Below are 16795 nucleotides of genomic sequence, written 5' to 3'. Positions count from 1 at the left end.
CGATTGCGAGCATCATGACCCGAACATCCGCACCGCTCCGCCGCGGCGTCCTCGCGGCGGCATCGATCACCGTCGTCGGCCTGCTGGCGTCCTGCACGGGAGGCACCGGCGGAGCCGATGGCGAGGGCGCAGCCGACGGCAGCGGCGAGACCCTGACCGTCGCCGTCTACGCCGGATCGTGGGGCGAGTCGTTCGACAAGGCGTTCATCCAGCCCTTCGAGGAGGAAACCGGCGCGACCGTCGAGGTCGTCCCCGGCGGACCCGCCGACTGGCTCACGTCGCTGCGCTCGAGCCAGGGCGGCGAGCCCGCGTTCGACGTCGTCGCCTTCACGCCGAACGTCGTTCCCAACGCCGTCGCCTCGAAGGTCGTCGCGCCGCTCGACACCGACCGCATCGAGTCGTTCGACCAGCTCAACGACACGCTCGTCGCGCAGAGCAACGTCGACGACACGCAGTACGGCGTGCCGCTCACCGTCGGCGCGACCGGCATCGCGTACCGCACGGACCAGGTCGAGACCCCGCCCACCGACTGGTCCGATCTCCTCGACCCCGCGTACTGCGGCCACGTGGCGATCTCGCCGCTGACCTTCAACACGGGCGTGGAGTTCCTCGCCGGGCTCATCAACGAGAACGGCGGGAGCATCTCCAACCCCGACGACGTCGACGAGGCCTTCACCCAGCTCGAGGGCATCGCCGACTGCGCGTCCGCGTTCCCCGCCGATGGCACGAGCGTCGAGAGCGCGCTGTCCAACGGCGACGCGTGGATCGCCGCGCACTGGGACGGCCGTGCCTTCGTCCAGGCGAACGCGGGCGAGCCGATCGGCTACTCCTACCCCGAGTCGGGGTCGGTCGGAGCGCTCACCTCGCTGTTCGTCGCGGAGGGCACCGCCCAGGAGGACCTCGCCTACGAGTTCCTCAACTACATCGCGTCGAGCGACTACCAGCCCACCTTCTCCGAGGGCACCTGGTACGCGGCGTCGAACGACGAGAACGTCTATCCCGACCAGTTCGCCGAGCAGATCGCGCACGGCGAGGGTGCGTATGACGACTTCGTGTGGATCGACTACGCCACGCTCTCCCCTCAGCTCGGCGACCTGCAGGCCCGCTGGCAGCAGATCTTCGAGTGATGATGGCGGGCGAACAGCGAGCGGATGGCCGGGGCAGGGTCGAGATCGAGGGGCTGAGCGTCGGGTACGGAGGGCGCCCCGTCCTTCAGCTCGACGAGCTGACCATCGAGGCGGGGGAGTTCCTCTCCGTCCTCGGCCCCTCCGGATGTGGGAAGTCGACCCTGCTCGGCGCCCTCGCCGGCTTCGTCTCGGTCGACGAGGGAGCCATCCGGATCGACGGACGCGACGTCACGCGCCTCGCCCCGAACCATCGGGAGACGGGCCTGGTCTTCCAGAGCTACGCCCTCTTCCCGCATATGACGGTTCGGCGGAACCTCGAGTACGGCCTGCGCATCCGCCGGCTGCCGCGCGATGAGCGCAACGAGCGGGTGCGCGACGCGCTGCGACTGGTCGACCTCGAGGAGTTCGCCGACCGCGCCCCCAAGCAGCTGTCGGGAGGTCAGCAGCAGCGCGTGGCGATCGCGCGCGCCCTCGTTACGCGCCCCAAGGTGCTGCTCCTCGATGAGCCGCTGTCGAACCTCGACGCCAAGCTCCGTCGGCAGATGCGGCACGAGCTGCGCGAGTTGCAGCGCGAGGTGGGCACCACCACCGTGTTCGTCACCCACGACCAGGCCGAGGCCCTCGCGCTGTCGGATCGCGTGGTGCTCCTCGCGCAGGGAGGGCTCGAGCAGCTGGGTACGCCGGAGGAGCTGTACCGCTCGCCGCGCACGCGCTTCGCCGCCGACTTCGTGGGCGCGGCGAACGTCGTCCCCGTCGTCGACGGCACCGTGCTCGGCGCCCCGATGATCGGCGCGACAGCGGAAGCCGACGCGGTGGCCCTGCGTCCCGAGCACCTGCGTCTGGTGGCGGCGGGGACGGGACGCGTGCCCGCAGAGGTCCTCTCGGTCGGCTTCGCCGGCGAGCGCTACGAGTACCGTGTCCGCACCGCGGACGGCACCGAGCTGCTGGCCTCGCCGCCCGACGCGCAGCACCGGATCGCCCCGGGCGCCGCGGTGGGCGTGGACTGGGACGACGACGAGCCGATCGTGATCGGCGGGCGCTGAATGGCCGCGCGTCGCTCTCGCGCCGCCGACCGGCACCCCGGACTCGTCGCCGCGATCGTCCCCACGGCCTTCGTCGTGGTGGCGTTCCTCGTGCCCCTGGTCGGCCTGCTCCTGCTGAGTCTGCGCCCCACTGACGACCTCAACAACCCGCTGCCCGGCTTCGCGCTCGACCAGTACGTCGAGGTGTTCACCACCGGCTACCTGTGGGGCTCGGTCGTCGAGAGCCTCTGGCTGGCGGTGCGCGTCAGCGTGACGTGCCTGGTGCTGGCGTTCCCGATGGCCTGGTACCTCGCGCGCTCGACCTCGCGCGTGGGGAAGAGCATCGTCTTCATCATCACGCTCTCGCCGCTCCTCACCAGCGAGGTCGTCCGGTCGTTCGGATGGCGCGTGGTGATGGGCGGGGAGGGTCCCGTCAACGTCGTGCTGCAGGCGCTCGGCATCATCGACGAGCAGCTGTCGCTGCTGCGCTCGCCGTGGACCGTCTTCATCGCGGTGGTGCACGTCATGCTTCCCTTCGCCGTCATCGCGCTGTCGGCGTCGCTCGGGGCGATCGACAACGACATGCTGCGGGCGTCGGCGGTCCTCGGCGCCTCGCGCGTGCGCACCTTCTTCTCGGTCGTCGTGCCGCTGTCGGCCCCCGGCATCGTCGCGGCGCTCGTCATCGTCTTCTCCCTGTCGATGGGCGTCTACGTCACGCCCATGCTCGTCGGCGGCGCGAATCAGTCGCTCGCGGGCCTGCGCATCCAGACCGAGGCGATGACGACCTTCGACCAGCCGGCGGCGGCCGCGCTGAGCTTCGTCCTCCTCGTCGTCACGCTCGTCGTGTGCGGGCTGCTGGGCGGCCTCGGCCGCCTCGCCGAACCCGGCCGCCTCGCGGGAAGGAGGAGCCATGCCTGAGCACGCCCCGGCATCCGTCCGCGCTCCGTGGTGGCGCCGCGCCCTCGCGCTCGCCCCCGTCGTGCTCGTCTGCGCCTTCCTGCTCCTGCCGCTCGTCGTCGTCGCGGTCAGCTCGCTCAACACCGCCAGCAACTTCCGCTTCCCGCCGTCGGGCCTGTCCGCCCGCTGGTACGTCGAGGTGTTCTCCTCCCGTGAGTGGCTCACGTCGCTCGGAACCTCACTCGGCCTCGCGGTGCTCGTCGCACCCGTCGTCGTGGTGCTGGGCACGCTCGGCGGCTACGCGATCGGCGCGGGGCGCTTCCCCGGGCAGCGCGCGCTCGCTGTCCTGTTCCTGTCGCCGCTCGCGGTCCCGGGCATCATGATCGGCCTCGCGCTGCTCTACCAGTTCCAGACGACCGGGGCACGGGGGACGCTGCTCAGCATCTGGATCGCCCACCTCGTGGTCACCTTCCCCTTCTGCGTGCGGGTCGCCGCGGTGAGCGCGGCGTCGCTCGACCGTCGTCTCGTCCATGCCGCTCGCGTGCTCGGCGCCTCGCGGATCCGCGCCTTCCTCACCGTGACGGTGCCGCTGATGCGGCCGGGCATCGTGGCCGGCGCGTTCCTCGCGGCGGTCATCTCCCTGGGCGAGGTCGCCGTCTCGGTCTTCGTCGCCGGCTCGAACACGACGACGGTGCCCGTGCGCATCTACTCCGCGGTCCAGGTGCAGCTGGAGCCCACGGTCGCCGCCGTGTCGACGCTCCTGCTGCTGCTGAGCGTCATCACGATCGCCGTGCTCGACCGCACCATCCACATCTCGAGGTTCCTCTGATGGCAGAACTCCATTCCGGTCGCACCTGGCGGATCGGCATCGACGTCGGCGGCACGTTCACCGACCTGGTCGCCGTTCCCGGGGACGGGACAGCGTGGCACCTGGACGAGGCGGTCACGCACAAAGTCGCCAGCACGCCGCACGACCCCTCCGAGGGGGTGGAGCGCGGGCTGCGCGAACTGCTCGCGCTCGGCATCGACGCGGACGAGGTCGCTGCGATCACGCACGGCACCACGATCGGCCTCAACGCGATCCTGCAGGGGCGGGTCGCCCGCGCGGCGCTCGTCACGAGCAGCGGTCACCGCGACGTGCTGCAGATCGCCCGCGCGCGCATGCCGCGCAGCTTCGACCTCCACGCCCTCCCGGCCGCGCCGATCATCCCTCGCTCGCGGGTGTTCGAACTCGACCGGCGGTTCGACTCCGCCGGCGGCGCCGCCCCCGGCGCTGACGCCGACATCATGGCGCTCGCGGAGCGGCTCGCCCACGCGCGGGCGGAGGTCGTCGTCGTGAGCCTCATCGGCGGATACGCGGCCCGCGCCGACGAGATCGAGGTGGCGCGGCGCCTCGGCGAGCTGCTGGACATCCCGGTGCGCTCCGCCGCCGCCCTGTGGCCGCAGGCCGGTGAGTACGAGCGCGTGACGCTCGCCCTGCTCGACGCGCAGATCACGCCGCTGATGACCCGGTACTTCACGTCGCTGCAGCGGCGACTCGAGGCACTCGCGGTGACGGCCCCGCTCTATATCAGCACCTCGAACGGCGGCTCCGTCTCCATCGATGCCGCGGTCGCTCAGCCCATCCAGACCGTGCTCTCCGGGCCCGCGTCGGGCGTCTCCGCCGCGGCCGCCATGTGGTCGGACCGGAACCTCGTCACCTTCGACATGGGCGGCACGAGCAGCGACATCGGCGTGCTCCACGGCGGCGAGCCCGTGCTCACGACCGCCGCGACCGTCGGCCCGCACCCGCTCATCATGCCGGTGGTGGAGGTCTCCGCGATCGGCGCCGGCGGCGGATCGGTGATCTGGGGCGACCGCGGCGCGGCCGAGCCCGTGCTGCGCGTGGGCCCCGAGAGCGTCGGCGCCGTCCCCGGCCCGGCGAGCTACGGCGAGGGCGGCGAGGCCGCGGCCCTCACCGACGCCTACGTCCACGCCGGCGTCATCGACCCCGCGCACTTCCTCGGCGGCACCTTCCCGCTGCGCCCTGAGCTCGCGACCGCCGCGCTCGCCGCCGTCGCCCTCGACCTCGATGCCGCGGCGGGCCGCTCGGCTGACGGCACTGAAGCCGTCGGCGGGGCCGACGGCGTCGTCGAGGCCGCACTGAAGATCGCCTCCGCGGGGATGGCCGCACGCCTGCGGCGGGTCCTCGCCGCTCGCGGCGAGATCCCCGAGCGGTACAGCCTCGTCGCGTTCGGCGGCGCCGGCGGCACCCACGCCGCACTCCTCGCAGCGGAGGTGGGAATCGGCACCGTGCTCATCCCGGCCGCGGCGGGCACGTTCTGCGCGCTGGGCGCTGCCATCGCCCCCATCCGCCGGGACTGGGCGCGCACGCTGCGCGTGGAGGTCGGTGAGGCGACGAGGGCCGACCTGGAGCAGGCCTGCGCCGAGTTGCGCGACGAAGCGCGCGCGTGGCTCCGCCGCGAGCAGCAGGACGCCGACGCCGAGCTCCTCTTCACCGCCGACCTGCACTACGCCGGTCAGCCGACGACGCTGGAGATCCCGCTCGCCGAGGTCGGCGACAGCGGATTCGCCCCGACCGTCGATGCGGCAGGCGTCGCCGCCCGCTTCTCGGACCGCCACGAGCAGGTGTACGGGTTCGCTGACCGCGCGGCCCGCGTGCTCACGAGCACCGTCCGCGTGAGCGCGACAGTGCGGATGGGTGACGTGCAGCAGGGAACCGGCGGCGGCGCCCTCCGCGCGATCGCGACGCGGGCCATCCGCTACGACGGCACCTCGCGTGAGGCCGACGTCTACGAGCTGGTCGCCGAGGGCGAGCGCGGCCGGATCGCGGGGCCGGCCGTCATCGAGAGACCCGATACCACCGTGCTGGTGCCGGCGGGCTGGATGGCCGCGGCCGGCGAAGCCGGGAGCATCCGCCTCGAGCGGAGCACCAAGGAGGACGCATGCTGAGCACCGACGGAACGAGCGCCGACGGAACGAGCGCCGCCGCAACGAGCGCTGCCGGAATGAACACCGGCGGAATGAACACCGTCGAGAAGGACGTCGCCCACACGCGGCTGCAGGCGACCGTCGAGGAGATGTGCCTCACGCTGCAGCGTGCGAGCCGCAGTCTCTACGTGCGCGATGCGGCTGATTTCGCGTGCGCGGTGGCCGACCTCTCCGGGCGGTTCATCGCCTACCCGCAGCACGTCGGCGTCTCCGGATTCCTGGGTCTCGACCTCCGCCGCACGATCGAGACCGCGACAGCCGACGAGCCGCTGCGTCCCGGCGACGTCCTGCTGACGAACGACCCGTATCTCTCGCACGGCCTGTCGACCCACCTGCCCGACATCCACGCCATCGCCCCGTACTTCGAGGGCGACGAGCTCATCGGCTACGGGTGGGCGTTCGTCCACGTGTCGGATGTCGGCGGCCGCGTGCCGTCGTCGGTGAGCGTCGTGAACGACTCGATCTTCGCGGAGGGGCTGCGGATCCCGCCGCTGCGGTACGTCCGAGCCGGGGCGATCGTTCCGGAGGTGGAGGCGATCCTGGCCGCCAACTCGCGCACCGCGGAGGCCAACCGCGGCGACCTCCACGCCATGCTCGCGGCGCTCACGACGGGGCGCCGCCGCATCGCCGAGCTCTCGGGCGAGCTCGGATCCGACGGGTTCGCCGAGGTCGGCGCGTTCGCGAGGGCGCAGAGCGCCGCACGTGCGCGGGCGGCGCTCCGCACTCTGCAGGACGGCACCTATCGCTTCGAGGACTACCTCGACAACGACGGGGTCGGTCAGACGCCGCTGCGCATCGTCGTCACGGCGACCGTGGCGGATGGGCATGTGCACCTCGACCTCACGGGCACCGACCCGCAGGTGGAGGCGGCTCTCAACATGGTGACGTTCGGCGAGGCGCACTCCTGGGTGGTCACCCGCCTGTTCGCCCTCATCGGCACGCTGGATCCGACGATCCCGCTCGGCGGCGGCCTCATGGAGGCCATCGGCTTCCAGGCGCCGGAGGGCACGCTGCTCAACGCGGTCGGCTCGGCAGCGACGGGTGTGCGCCACGCGACGACGTCGCGCGTCAACGACGTCGTCTCCGGTGCCCTCATCCAGGCGGCGCCGGAGGTGCTGCCCGCGGCGTCGAGCGGCCTCGTCGTCCCCGTGGTGTTCGCCGCTCGCGACGGCTCGCGCATCGACGTCGTGCAGCCCATGGTCGGCGGCACCGGCGCTCGCAAGGGCTCGGACGGCGCCGACGGCCGCGACTCCGGCATCTCGAACCTGTCCAACAACAGCGTGGAGATCGTGGAGTCCGACGTGTCGGTGCGGGTCCTGCGCTACGCGACCCGCCCCGACTCCGGCGGCGCCGGCCGCTGGCGCGGCGGCTCGGGCCTCGAGCTCGAGTTCGAGGCGCTCGCCGACGGCGCGCTGCTCGCTCGCGGGCTCGAGCGACTGCGCTTCCGCCCCTGGGGCTTCGCCGGCGGATCGCCCGGCGCGGCCACCGAGCTCGTGGTCAACGAGGGCACGCCTCGCGAGGAGCGCCTCTCCATCGTCGACGTCCACCCGCTGCGGGCGGGCGACCGCGTCGTGCTGCGCACCGCGGGGGCGGGTGGCTACGGCGACCCGCTCGAGCGCGACCCCGCCGCCGTGCGCGACGACGTCGAGGCCGGCTTCATCACGGCCGAGCACGCGCGCGACGCGTACGGCGTCGTGCTGGTCGACGGCGAGGTGGACGAGGAGGCGACCGGGGAACGGCGCTCGCAGGGAGTCCGGGCCCCGGCCATCCGCCCCGAGGGGCACAGCCTCGGCGCGGAACGCGACCGGTGGGATGCGGCCTTCCCGCCCGCGGTGACCGACCTGCTGCAGGAGCGGCTGCAGGTGCTGCCCGCAGCGGTGCGCTCGCCCCGGCGGCGCGCTCTCGTCGCGGAGGTGCTCGCGGCCCTCCCCGACGGCTTCCCCGTGGCCGACGCCGACGACGCCGCGCTCGCCCGCGCGGCCGCGCGGTTCCGTGAGCTCGTCGACGCCGTTCAGTAAGCGTTTCCTCGTGACGGGCCGCGGTGCCGTCGGCGGCCGCTAGCGTAGGGGGATGGTCAACTATCGCTATCTCGGCAACAGCGGTTTCAAGGTCTCGGAGATCACCTACGGCAACTGGGTGACGCACGCCTCGCAGGTCGAGAACGACGCGGCGATCGCGACGGTGCACGCGGCACTGGACGCGGGCATCACGACGTTCGACACCGCCGACACGTACGCCAACACCGCCGCCGAGGAGGTGCTCGCCGAGGCGCTGAAGGGCCAGCGCCGCGAGAGCCTCGAGATCTTCACGAAGGTCTACTTCCCGATCGGCCCGAAGGGCCCGAACGACACCGGCCTCAGCCGCAAGCACATCTTCGACGGCATCCACGGGTCGCTGCGTCGCCTGAACGTCGACTACGTCGACCTCTACCAGGCGCACCGCTACGACTACGAGACGCCGCTCGAGGAGACGATGCAGGCGTTCGCCGACGTCGTCCGTCAGGGCAAGGCGCTCTACATCGGCGTCTCGGAGTGGACAGCTGAGCAGCTGCGCGAGGGGCACGCTCTCGCCAAGGAGCTCGGTGTCCAGCTCGTCTCGAACCAGCCGCAGTACTCGATGCTGCATCGCGTGATCGAGGGCAAGGTCGTGCCGGCCGCCGAGGAGCTCGGCATCTCGCAGATCGTCTGGTCGCCCATGGCACAGGGCGTGCTGAGCGGCAAGTACCTGCCGGGGCAGCCCGTGCCCGAGGGCAGCCGCGCGACGGACGAGAAGAGCGGCGCGGACTTCATCCAGCGCTTCCTCAAGGACGACGTCCTCACCGCGGTGCAGAACCTCAAGCCCATCGCGGCCGACCTCGGCCTGTCGATGCCGCAGCTCGCGATCGCGTGGGTGCTGCAGAACAAGAACGTGGCCGCCGCGCTGGTGGGCGCCTCGCGCCCTGAGCAGCTCGCCGACACCGTGAAGGCGTCGGGGGTCGTGCTCGAGGCCGACGTCCTCGCCGCGATCGACAGCGCCCTGGCGGGGGTCGTGAACGACGACGCCGCGGACACGTACGAGGTCTCGCCGAAGTCGCGCCTGGTCTGACCGCCTCATGACGGATGGCCCGCGACCGACGGTCGCGGGCCATCCGTCTGCGTTGTGTTTCACCCGGTTTCCGGAAGGGCCGATCCGATTGGCATGATCGTCTGGTGACGTCCCCTCGCCCCCGCACGCCGTGGCCGCGTGCGCTCGCCCTCCTGCTGGGCGCGGCCGGGCTCCTCATTCTCGCGTTCGTCGGCGTGTGCGCCGTCCGCTGGCTGGCGAGCTTCGGCGTCGTCGCCGACCTCGTCCGCGCGTACCCGGGTGAATCGACGCTCCCCGAGTTTGTGACCCCGGGCATCCCCGCCTGGGTCTCGTGGACGCACTTCCTCAACGCGTTCTTCCTCGTCCTCATCATCCGCTCGGGTCTGCGCGTGCGGAACGAGAAGGTGGCCGGCGGGCTGTGGTCGTCCAAGCGGGTGAAGAAGCGCCGCATGAGCCTCGCCCTGTGGGGCCATATCGCCGTCGACGTGCTGTGGCTCGTGAACGGGCTGGTCTTCGTCGTGCTGCTGTTCGCCTCCGGGCACTGGGCGCGGATCGTGCCGACGAGCTGGGACATCATCCCGAACGCGCTGTCGGCGCTCGTGCAGTATGCCTCCTTCGACTGGCCGACGCACGACGGGTGGACGAACTACAACGCGCTGCAGCAGCTGAGCTACTTCGCGATCGTGTTCCTCGCCGCTCCCGTCGCGGCCATCACGGGGTTCCGGCTCAGCGCGTTCTGGCCGCGGCAGAACGAGCGGCTGAACCGCGCGTTCCCGGAGCGCATCGCGAAGGCGCTGCACTGGCCGACGATGCTGTTCTTCGTGGCCTTCGTCGTCGTGCACGTCGGCCTCGTGCTGACCACCGGCGCGCGCCGCAACCTCAACACGATCTACGCGGGGAACGACGGCGACGGATGGCTCGGGTTCGGCCTGTTCGCGCTGTCGGTCGTCGTGCTGGTGGCCGCGTGGTTCGCGATCCGCAACGACCGCTGGATCGCGGCGGTCGCGCGCCGCTTCGGCGACGTGCGGCTGCGGAAGTAGCGCGCCCGCGCCCTGCGGCCGCCCACGACCGCGACAATCCACCCGCGCCGCGAGAATCCCGTCGGCATGTGAATTCTCGCGGCCCGAATGGATTGTCGCGGCTCGGTCTATCGCGTAGGGGGCGGAGCGGCGTCCCGGCGGCGGCGGACGCTACAGCCGCGCGAGCGTCTGCACGTCGTCGCCGAACTCCCGCGCGGTCGCCTCGGAGACCGTCGCGCGCGTAGCACCCAGCGCGGCCAGGTAGTCCTCGGTGTGCAACGACGCGTCCGCGGTGTCGCCGTCACGAAGAGCCCGGGCGAGTGCCTCCTGCGACGCCCGACGCGCGGCGTACTCGATGTCGGCCGGCGTCAATCCGTCGCTCGCGGCCACGAGCGCGTCGAAGTCGAGCCCCGCGACGACCTGCTCCGGCACGTAGCGGTGCCAGATCGCGCAGCGCGCCTCGTCGTCGGGGAGCCCGATCGGGATGACGTAGTCGAAGCGCCCGTGCCGGAGGAACGCCGCGTCGAGCGCCCGCACGAAGTTCGTGGCGCAGATGAGCAGGCGTCCCTCCCGCTCGCGGAACTCCGCCACGAGCTTCAGCAGCTCGTTCGTCACGCCCTGCATCGGCGATGGCGGCTCGCCCCCTCGCCGCGCGGCGATCTCCTCCACCTCGTCGATGAACACGACGGCGTGCTCGAGCTCGCCGATCACCTCGAACGTCGCACGCAGCGCCGCCGCGAGCCCGCCGGGCTCACCCGACAGGCGCGATGGGAACAGCTCGACGAAGGGCCAGTCGAGCCGCGAGGCGACGGCCTTCGCGAAGGTCGTCTTGCCGGTGCCAGGAGGCCCGAACAGCATGACCGCGCGCGGAGGGACCACCCCGAAGCGGTCGGCGAGGTCCGGACGCGACAGCGGTACGACCAGACGCTCCTCGAGGAGGTCCTTCTCCAGCTGCATGCCGCTGACGGCATCCCACAGGTGCCGCGGGAGGATGCGTCCGCCGACGTCCTTGAGGAGGTCCAGCTCGCGACGCTGCACGGGCATCTGCCGCTCGAGATACCGCAGCTGCGTCCGCGGCTCGAAGCCGTTGGCGGTGAGCCCATCGAGGGCCCCGGCGTGATCGGCGACGAGGATCGACAGCTTGCCGAGCCCCAGCGGGGCCATCCGCCGCTCGAGGGCATCGAGGAGCCCGGCTTCGACACGGTCGTCGCGCTCGTGCGGCGCGACGGCGAAGAACACCACCCACCCCTGAGCGTGGGCGGCGCGCCCCACCGCCGCACCGACCAGGCGGTCATCGCGCACGGCGACCACGGCATGGTCGGCCTGGCAGGAGGCGATCACCTCCGACAGGGCGTAGACGGGAGGGGCGTCGTCCTGGGCGGACTCCTCCCACAGACGGACGATGCCGTCGAGGTCGTCGTCGTGGAAGTCGCGGATGCGGGTACGGCTCATGATGCCTCCTGGCGGCAGCGGTCGCTCGGGGAGGAGCGGCGGAGAGGTGCCGGCAGGGGTCGTGCCGTTCGGTGCGGTCCCGGGTGCGGGAATCGTTCCGCACAGCGTAGCGGATGCTACGCCGCCCGCTCGCGGCGCTCCCGCAGCGCCGATCGGATGGCCCTGGCCACCGCCCGGCCGGCCCGGTTCGCGCCGACTGTCGAGGCGGATGGCCCGTACCCGACGAGGAAGAGGCGCGGCTCGTCGAGCGCGCGGCTGCGGGACGCGCGGATCCCGCCCTTCGGCGTGCGCAGTCCGAGCGGCGCGAGGTGCCGGAGGGCGGGTCGGAAGCCCGTCGCCCACAGGATGGCGTCGGCCGCGATGAAGGTGCCGTCGGCCATCCGCACCCCCTCCTCCTCGATCGAGGCGAACATCGGGTGCCGCACGAGCACACCGCGCTCGCGGGCGGCGATCGCCCACGGTGTCCAATGCATGCCGGTCACGGAGATGACGCTCGCGGGCGGGAGACCCCGGCGGATGCGCTCCTCGACACCGGCGACCGCGGCGATGCGGGCGGGCTCGTCGAAGACCTCGTCCGTCCACTGCGGCTCGCGACGGGTCATCCATACCGTCTCGGCGACGTGCGAGATCTCCTCGAGCAGCTGCACGGCCGAGATGCCGGCGCCGATGACGATGACCCGCTTTCCCGCGAACTCATCCGCGGAGACGTAGTCCGCGACGTGCAACTGTCGGCCTCGGAATCGCTCCTGACCGGGATAGCGCGGGATGAAGGGACTCGTCCACGTGCCCGTCGCGTTCACGACGTATCGCGCGGACCAGTCGCCGGCGTCGGTCTGGACGAGGAGGCGGCCATCCGGGTCGTCATCCTCACGACGCACCGCGCGCACCCGGACGGGGCGCCGCACTCGCAGGTCGAACATCCGCTCGTAGTCGGCGAAGTAGGCGGGCAGGATGTCCCGGCTGGCGCTCTCGGGGTCGGCGGGGGGAACCGGATGACCGGGGAGCTCGTGGATGCCGTTGACCGTGGCCATCCGGAGCGAGGCCCAGCGGTGCTGCCACGCGCCGCCCGGTGCGGCATCCCCGTCGAGGACGACGAAGGTCTCGGCACCGCCGGCGTCGACGGGCGTGAGCCCGATGCGGCGCAGGTGGTACGCCGCCGAGAGCCCGGCCTGTCCCGCGCCGATGACGACGACGTCGACGGGACGCGGGGTGCTCATGCCCGGTGCAACAGGCCGAAGGGGAGGGGAATTCCGGCGCGCGAGGCGGCGGGGCGGGACAGGCCGCAGGAGAACTGCGGGCGGTGGGGATCGCCGCCCGGTTACGGGAGTGGCGCTCCGCGCCGGAGCCGGATCTTCTGCGACATGTACCGGCCCCGACGACGAAGGGGCCGCCGCCGCGACTCGTGGTCGCGACGACGGCCCCTCTGGCCGGCGGATTACGCCCGGCGACGTCGCAGCGCGAGGAGCAGGACTCCCGCGCCGACCAGCAGGGCCGCAGCGACCGCGCTGATCAGGGTGAGGTCGCTGCCGGTGGGGGCCAGCTCCTCCTCCGTCTCGCCCTGGGGAGCAGGGTCGGCCTGAGGAGCCGGGTCTGCCTCGGGTGCGTCCTCGGCGGGTGCGTCCTCCGCGGGTGCCTCCTCGGCGGGTGCCTCCTCGGCAGGGGTCTCCTCCGCGGGCACCTCTTCGCCCGGGGTCTCCTCGGCGGGCGTCTCCTCGCCCGGGGTCTCTTCGCCGGGCTCCTCCGCGGGTGCCTCCTCCGCAGGCGTCTCTTCGCCCGGGGTCTCTTCGCCCGGGGTCTCTTCGCCCGGGGTCTCCTCGCCCGGCGTCTCCTCGCCCGGCGTCTCCTCGCCCGGGGTCTCCTCGCCCGGGGTCTCTTCGCCCGGGGTCTCCTCGCCCGGCTCCTCCGGCGCTGCCGCGTACACGGCGGCGCGGCCGAGAGGAGCGGGGTCGACGACATCCTGCGCGTCGAAGTAGTCCACCGTCGCCGACAGGTCGATGAGACCGCTGTCGGCGGTGCCCACGCCATCCGCGAAGGTCGTGAATCCGTCGCCGCCCGAGGCGAGGAACGAGTTCGTCGTCACGAGGAACTCGTCCTCGGAGGCGATCGCCTCGCCCTCGAACGTCATCGAGACGATGTGCTCGCCGGCGGCGGCGTCCTCGATGTACTCGTAGGCGAAACCGTCGGAGATCCCGAGGTGCAGCTTCGGGCGCTCCTTGCCCGGCTGCCACTGCTCCTCGAGGATGGCCTCGAGCTGCGCACCCGTGAGGGTGGTGGTGACGAGGGTGTTGCCGAAGGGCTGCACGGCTGCCACCTCCTCGTACGTCACGGTGCCGTCCTCGTCGTAGAGCAGATCGTCACGGAGTCCACCCGGGTTCATGATCGCGATGTCCGCCGGCTGCCCGCCGTAGCTGTCGTACTCGGACGAGGTCGCCCAGCGGTAGATGTCGGCGACGAGGTTGCCCATCGTCGACTCCACGCCGCGGTCGTCTCCCGGAGGAGTGCCGCCGCGCAGGATGTCGCCGCTGATCTGGCCGACGACCTCCTGACCGAGCACGTCCGCCTCGGCGGCCGCCGCGTCCACGATCTCCTGCACCGCGGCATCCGCCTCGAACTGCGGGACGTCGATCTCCTCGCCGTTCTCGTCGACCTCCTGGGTGACGAGATCGACCGTCGAGCCCTCGATCGAGAGCAGCTCGCCGGTGGCGTCGTCCACCTGGAGGTCGAGGGCGCCGAGGGTCGTGCCGTACTGGTGCGCGGAGATGACGGGTCGATCGCCGATTTCGCAGTCGTAGAGCTGGTGGGTGTGTCCGGAGACGATGGCGTCGATGTCCGCCGAGGCGCCCCGGATGAGGTCGCCGTAGTCGGACTGCTCGTCGGCCATGGCCGTGCAGTCCTCGCCGGCCGAGCCCGAGTGGGTCAGCAGCACGATGACGTCGGCGGCGTCCTCTGCGGTGATGCGGTCGGCGACGCGGTTCGCCGCTTCGAGCTGGTCGCCGAACTCGAGGTCGGCGATGCCGGCCGGGCTCACGAGCGTCGCGGTGTCGGGCGTGATCGTGCCGATGAAGGCCACGCGCACCCCGCCGACCTCGCGCACCGCGTACTCCTGCAGCGCGGGCGTCGTCGTGCCCTTGCGGTAGACGTTCGCGCCGAGGGCGTAGTCGCCGCTGCCGTAGCGGGGGATGACGCGGTCGGTGAGATCGGCGAAGCCCTGGTCGAACTCATGGTTGCCCACGGCGCTCACGTCGAGGCCGCTCGCGACGAGGGCGTCGATGGTCGGCTCATCGTCCTGGATGAACGAGGTGAACGTCGAGGCGCCGATGTTGTCGCCCGCCGACGCGAAGATCGTGTTCGGGTTCTCGGCGCGGTACTGGGCGACGGCGCCGGCCAGCACAGCCGCGCCCGCCTCGTCGCCGTTCGACTCGATGCGACCGTGGAAGTCGTTGATCGTGAGGATCTGCGCCTCGGTCGTGCCGTCGTCGATCGTGTAGAGCGTCGTCGATCCGGAGACCTCGTTGCCGACGGCCAGCAGGGGCTTGCCCGTGGGGGACTCGCTCGCCGGGATGAAGTCGAGGCCCTCGGGTCCGAGGTCGCCGGCCTGCGACAGGATCTCCGCCTGCCGCTCGGGCGCCGCCTCGATGTCGTCGGCCGCCGAGACGGAGAAGTCGCGGTTGTTGACGTAGGTGACGTACCGCGGCGCGGCCGGGTCGCTGATGTCGTAGGCGATCACGCCGCCCAGACGCTCGAAGCCCACGAAGGCGTAGGTGCGGCCGTCCACCTGGCCGATCGTGAGGTTCTCGGGCTCGACGCCCTTCGCGTCGCTCCGGCTCTCGAACTCGTTGTCGTCGTGCCCCGCGTTGAAGTGCTCGGGGAGCAGCGCGGCGGTGATCTCCTCGAACTGGGAGCCGGAGTCGAACACCTGCGTGCCGTCGGTCGTGTAGATCGAGAACGAGCGCGCACCGTAGGCGTAGAGCTCGTCGTAGCAGCCCTGCTCCTCGTCGAAGCCCATCTCGGTGCTGACCTCGAGGCGGCCGAGCTCGTCGTCGGCCAGCAGCGCGGCGTCGAAGGCGGTCTCGCAGACGGGGCCCAGACCATCCTCTGCCAGGTTCTTCACCCGAGCCGGCTCGACGTACTCGCCCCACTCGCGCGCGTCGCCCTCGTTGGCGGTGACGAGGTACGTCTCGCCATCCACCTCGTACGACGAGATGCCGTCGGGCATGTACATGCCGTAGAGGTTGTCGTACGAGCGCAGATCGATGGTCGGGGCGTCCTCGGGGTCGCGGTCCGACGGGTCGAGGGCGACCTCACCCCAGTTCTTGAAGCCGAGCGACCAGATGTCGGTGACGGCGGCGGTGGCGAGGTCGATGACCGCGACCGCGTTCGCCTCCTGCAGCGCCGCGTAGGCGGTGCCGCCCGAGACCGTGATGTACTCCGGCTCCAGGTTGCGCGACACGGGCAGATCGTCGCCATGCGGGCGAGGGCCGAAGACGCGGACGTCGGCGGGCAGCGCGCCGTTCTCGAACGCGTGGAAGTCCGCGATCCGCACGTCGGCCTGCGTGGGAGCGGCGACGGTGCCGAGCGCCGGGAGCGTGACGACGCCCACCGAGCCCTCCGGGTCGCTGGAGAAGTCGTCGGCCGGCTCGCCCTCGTTCGCCACGAGCGCGTAGGAGCCGTCGGGGGAGACCGTCACCATGTCGGGCAGGGCGCCGACGGTCACCTGACCGAGGACGGTGGGTTCGTCGGCGTTCGCGTCGAAGAACAGCAGCGCGCCGGGCGCGGTCTTGTCGGCCGCGACCTCGAGCGCGACGACGCCCAGACCGTCTTCTCGGATGGCCACGGAATTCGCGACGTAGCCGGCGGCGCCGACGGTGTGGAGGAGGGCGGGAGCAGTCGGGTCGCTCATGTCGAGGACGCTCACCGATCCCTCCGCCGCATTGATGGAGAAGAGCCGGTCGCCGTGCGCCTGCACGATCTCCGACGCGCCCTCGTCGAACACTCCGGTCTCGAAGGTGCCGGTGGGCGTGAGGGAGAAGGGGGCGTCGGAGGCTGCGCCGACGATGGGGTCGGGCACCAGGGCGGCGCTGGCGGCGCCGACCGGCACGATGGCGAGCGCGCAGGCGGTCGCCGTGGCGGCGGCCGCGCCCACGGCGCGTCTGAAGAAGGGAGAAGGCATCGCTGTCCTCGTGATCGCGGGAGTTGAGCGCCGGGTCGGGACCCCGGCGCGCTC

Annotated in this window: 11 protein-coding genes; 8 read left to right on the top strand and 3 right to left on the bottom strand. The window is 71.9% G+C overall.

All coding sequences use genetic code 11. The features are described 5' to 3' along the window. The first annotated feature begins 14 nt into the window (after positions 1–14). From QWJ90_RS07840 to QWJ90_RS07805, 8 genes are all read left to right on the top strand, one after another. On the top strand, positions 15–1127 hold the full coding sequence (locus QWJ90_RS07840; protein ID WP_290107143.1) for an ABC transporter substrate-binding protein: 1113 nt from the start codon (positions 15–17) through the stop codon (positions 1125–1127). Next, positions 1127–2170: an ABC transporter ATP-binding protein gene (locus QWJ90_RS07835; protein WP_290107142.1), complete on the top strand. Its 1044-nt coding sequence runs from the start codon at positions 1127–1129 to the stop codon at positions 2168–2170. Before QWJ90_RS07840 ends, QWJ90_RS07835 begins: the two co-directional genes overlap by 1 nt. Beyond that, on the top strand, positions 2171–3067 hold the full coding sequence (locus QWJ90_RS07830) for an ABC transporter permease (protein ID WP_290107141.1): 897 nt from the start codon (positions 2171–2173) through the stop codon (positions 3065–3067). It begins immediately after the preceding gene. After that, positions 3060–3875: an ABC transporter permease gene (locus QWJ90_RS07825; RefSeq protein ID WP_290107140.1), complete on the top strand. Its 816-nt coding sequence runs from the start codon at positions 3060–3062 to the stop codon at positions 3873–3875. The genes QWJ90_RS07830 and QWJ90_RS07825 overlap by 8 nt, the downstream gene beginning before the upstream one ends. Continuing rightward, positions 3875–5998 carry a hydantoinase/oxoprolinase family protein gene (locus QWJ90_RS07820; protein WP_290107138.1) on the top strand — a complete coding sequence of 708 codons (2124 nt, stop codon included), beginning with the start codon at positions 3875–3877 and terminating at the stop codon, positions 5996–5998. Before QWJ90_RS07825 ends, QWJ90_RS07820 begins: the two co-directional genes overlap by 1 nt. Then, on the top strand, positions 5992–8055 hold the full coding sequence (locus QWJ90_RS07815) for a hydantoinase B/oxoprolinase family protein (RefSeq protein WP_290107137.1): 2064 nt from the start codon (positions 5992–5994) through the stop codon (positions 8053–8055). The genes QWJ90_RS07820 and QWJ90_RS07815 overlap by 7 nt, the downstream gene beginning before the upstream one ends. A gap of 52 nt (positions 8056–8107) precedes the next feature. Continuing rightward, positions 8108–9121: an aldo/keto reductase family protein gene (locus QWJ90_RS07810; RefSeq protein ID WP_290107136.1), complete on the top strand. Its 1014-nt coding sequence runs from the start codon at positions 8108–8110 to the stop codon at positions 9119–9121. Between the two features lie 104 nt (positions 9122–9225). Then, positions 9226–10140, top strand: coding sequence for a cytochrome b/b6 domain-containing protein (locus QWJ90_RS07805; protein ID WP_290107135.1), 915 nt, complete (start codon positions 9226–9228; stop codon positions 10138–10140). A gap of 150 nt (positions 10141–10290) precedes the next feature. Here QWJ90_RS07805 and QWJ90_RS07800 read toward each other — a convergent pair whose 3' ends face one another. From QWJ90_RS07800 to QWJ90_RS07790, 3 genes are all read right to left on the bottom strand, one after another. Then, entirely contained in the window at positions 10291–11571 is a 1281-nt protein-coding gene (locus tag QWJ90_RS07800; protein ID WP_290107134.1) for an ATP-binding protein, read from the bottom strand. Between the two features lie 116 nt (positions 11572–11687). Further along, positions 11688–12788: an NAD(P)-binding domain-containing protein gene (locus tag QWJ90_RS07795; RefSeq protein WP_290107133.1), complete on the bottom strand. Its 1101-nt coding sequence runs from the start codon at positions 12786–12788 to the stop codon at positions 11688–11690. A gap of 218 nt (positions 12789–13006) precedes the next feature. Continuing rightward, positions 13007–16741 (bottom strand): choice-of-anchor I family protein, encoded by a 3735-nt coding sequence (locus QWJ90_RS07790; protein ID WP_290107132.1) that lies wholly within the window; start codon positions 16739–16741, stop codon positions 13007–13009. Positions 16742–16795: the final 54 nt, after the last annotated feature.

The sequence above is a fragment of the Microbacterium oryzae genome (assembly GCF_030406385.1).
Classification (GTDB): domain Bacteria; phylum Actinomycetota; class Actinomycetes; order Actinomycetales; family Microbacteriaceae; genus Microbacterium; species Microbacterium oryzae_A.
The sequence above is the reverse complement of the archived record's forward strand: the minus strand, read 5'-3'. Positions and strand labels throughout refer to the sequence as shown.

Excerpts from the sequence above, each read along its gene's own strand:
- QWJ90_RS07830 (WP_290107141.1), top strand. The coding sequence starts at position 2,171 with ATGGCCGCGCGTCGCTCTCGCGCCGCCGACCGGCACCCCGGACTCGTC.
- QWJ90_RS07820 (WP_290107138.1), top strand. The coding sequence starts at position 3,875 with ATGGCAGAACTCCATTCCGGTCGCACCTGGCGGATCGGCATCGACGTC.
- QWJ90_RS07800 (WP_290107134.1), bottom strand. The coding sequence starts at position 11,571 with ATGAGCCGTACCCGCATCCGCGACTTCCACGACGACGACCTCGACGGC.
- QWJ90_RS07795 (WP_290107133.1), bottom strand. The coding sequence starts at position 12,788 with ATGAGCACCCCGCGTCCCGTCGACGTCGTCGTCATCGGCGCGGGACAG.
- QWJ90_RS07825 (WP_290107140.1), top strand. The coding sequence starts at position 3,060 with ATGCCTGAGCACGCCCCGGCATCCGTCCGCGCTCCGTGGTGGCGCCGC.
- QWJ90_RS07810 (WP_290107136.1), top strand. The coding sequence starts at position 8,108 with ATGGTCAACTATCGCTATCTCGGCAACAGCGGTTTCAAGGTCTCGGAG.
- QWJ90_RS07840 (WP_290107143.1), top strand. The coding sequence starts at position 15 with ATGACCCGAACATCCGCACCGCTCCGCCGCGGCGTCCTCGCGGCGGCA.
- QWJ90_RS07790 (WP_290107132.1), bottom strand. The coding sequence starts at position 16,741 with ATGCCTTCTCCCTTCTTCAGACGCGCCGTGGGCGCGGCCGCCGCCACG.
- QWJ90_RS07815 (WP_290107137.1), top strand. The coding sequence starts at position 5,992 with ATGCTGAGCACCGACGGAACGAGCGCCGACGGAACGAGCGCCGCCGCA.
- QWJ90_RS07835 (WP_290107142.1), top strand. The coding sequence starts at position 1,127 with ATGATGGCGGGCGAACAGCGAGCGGATGGCCGGGGCAGGGTCGAGATC.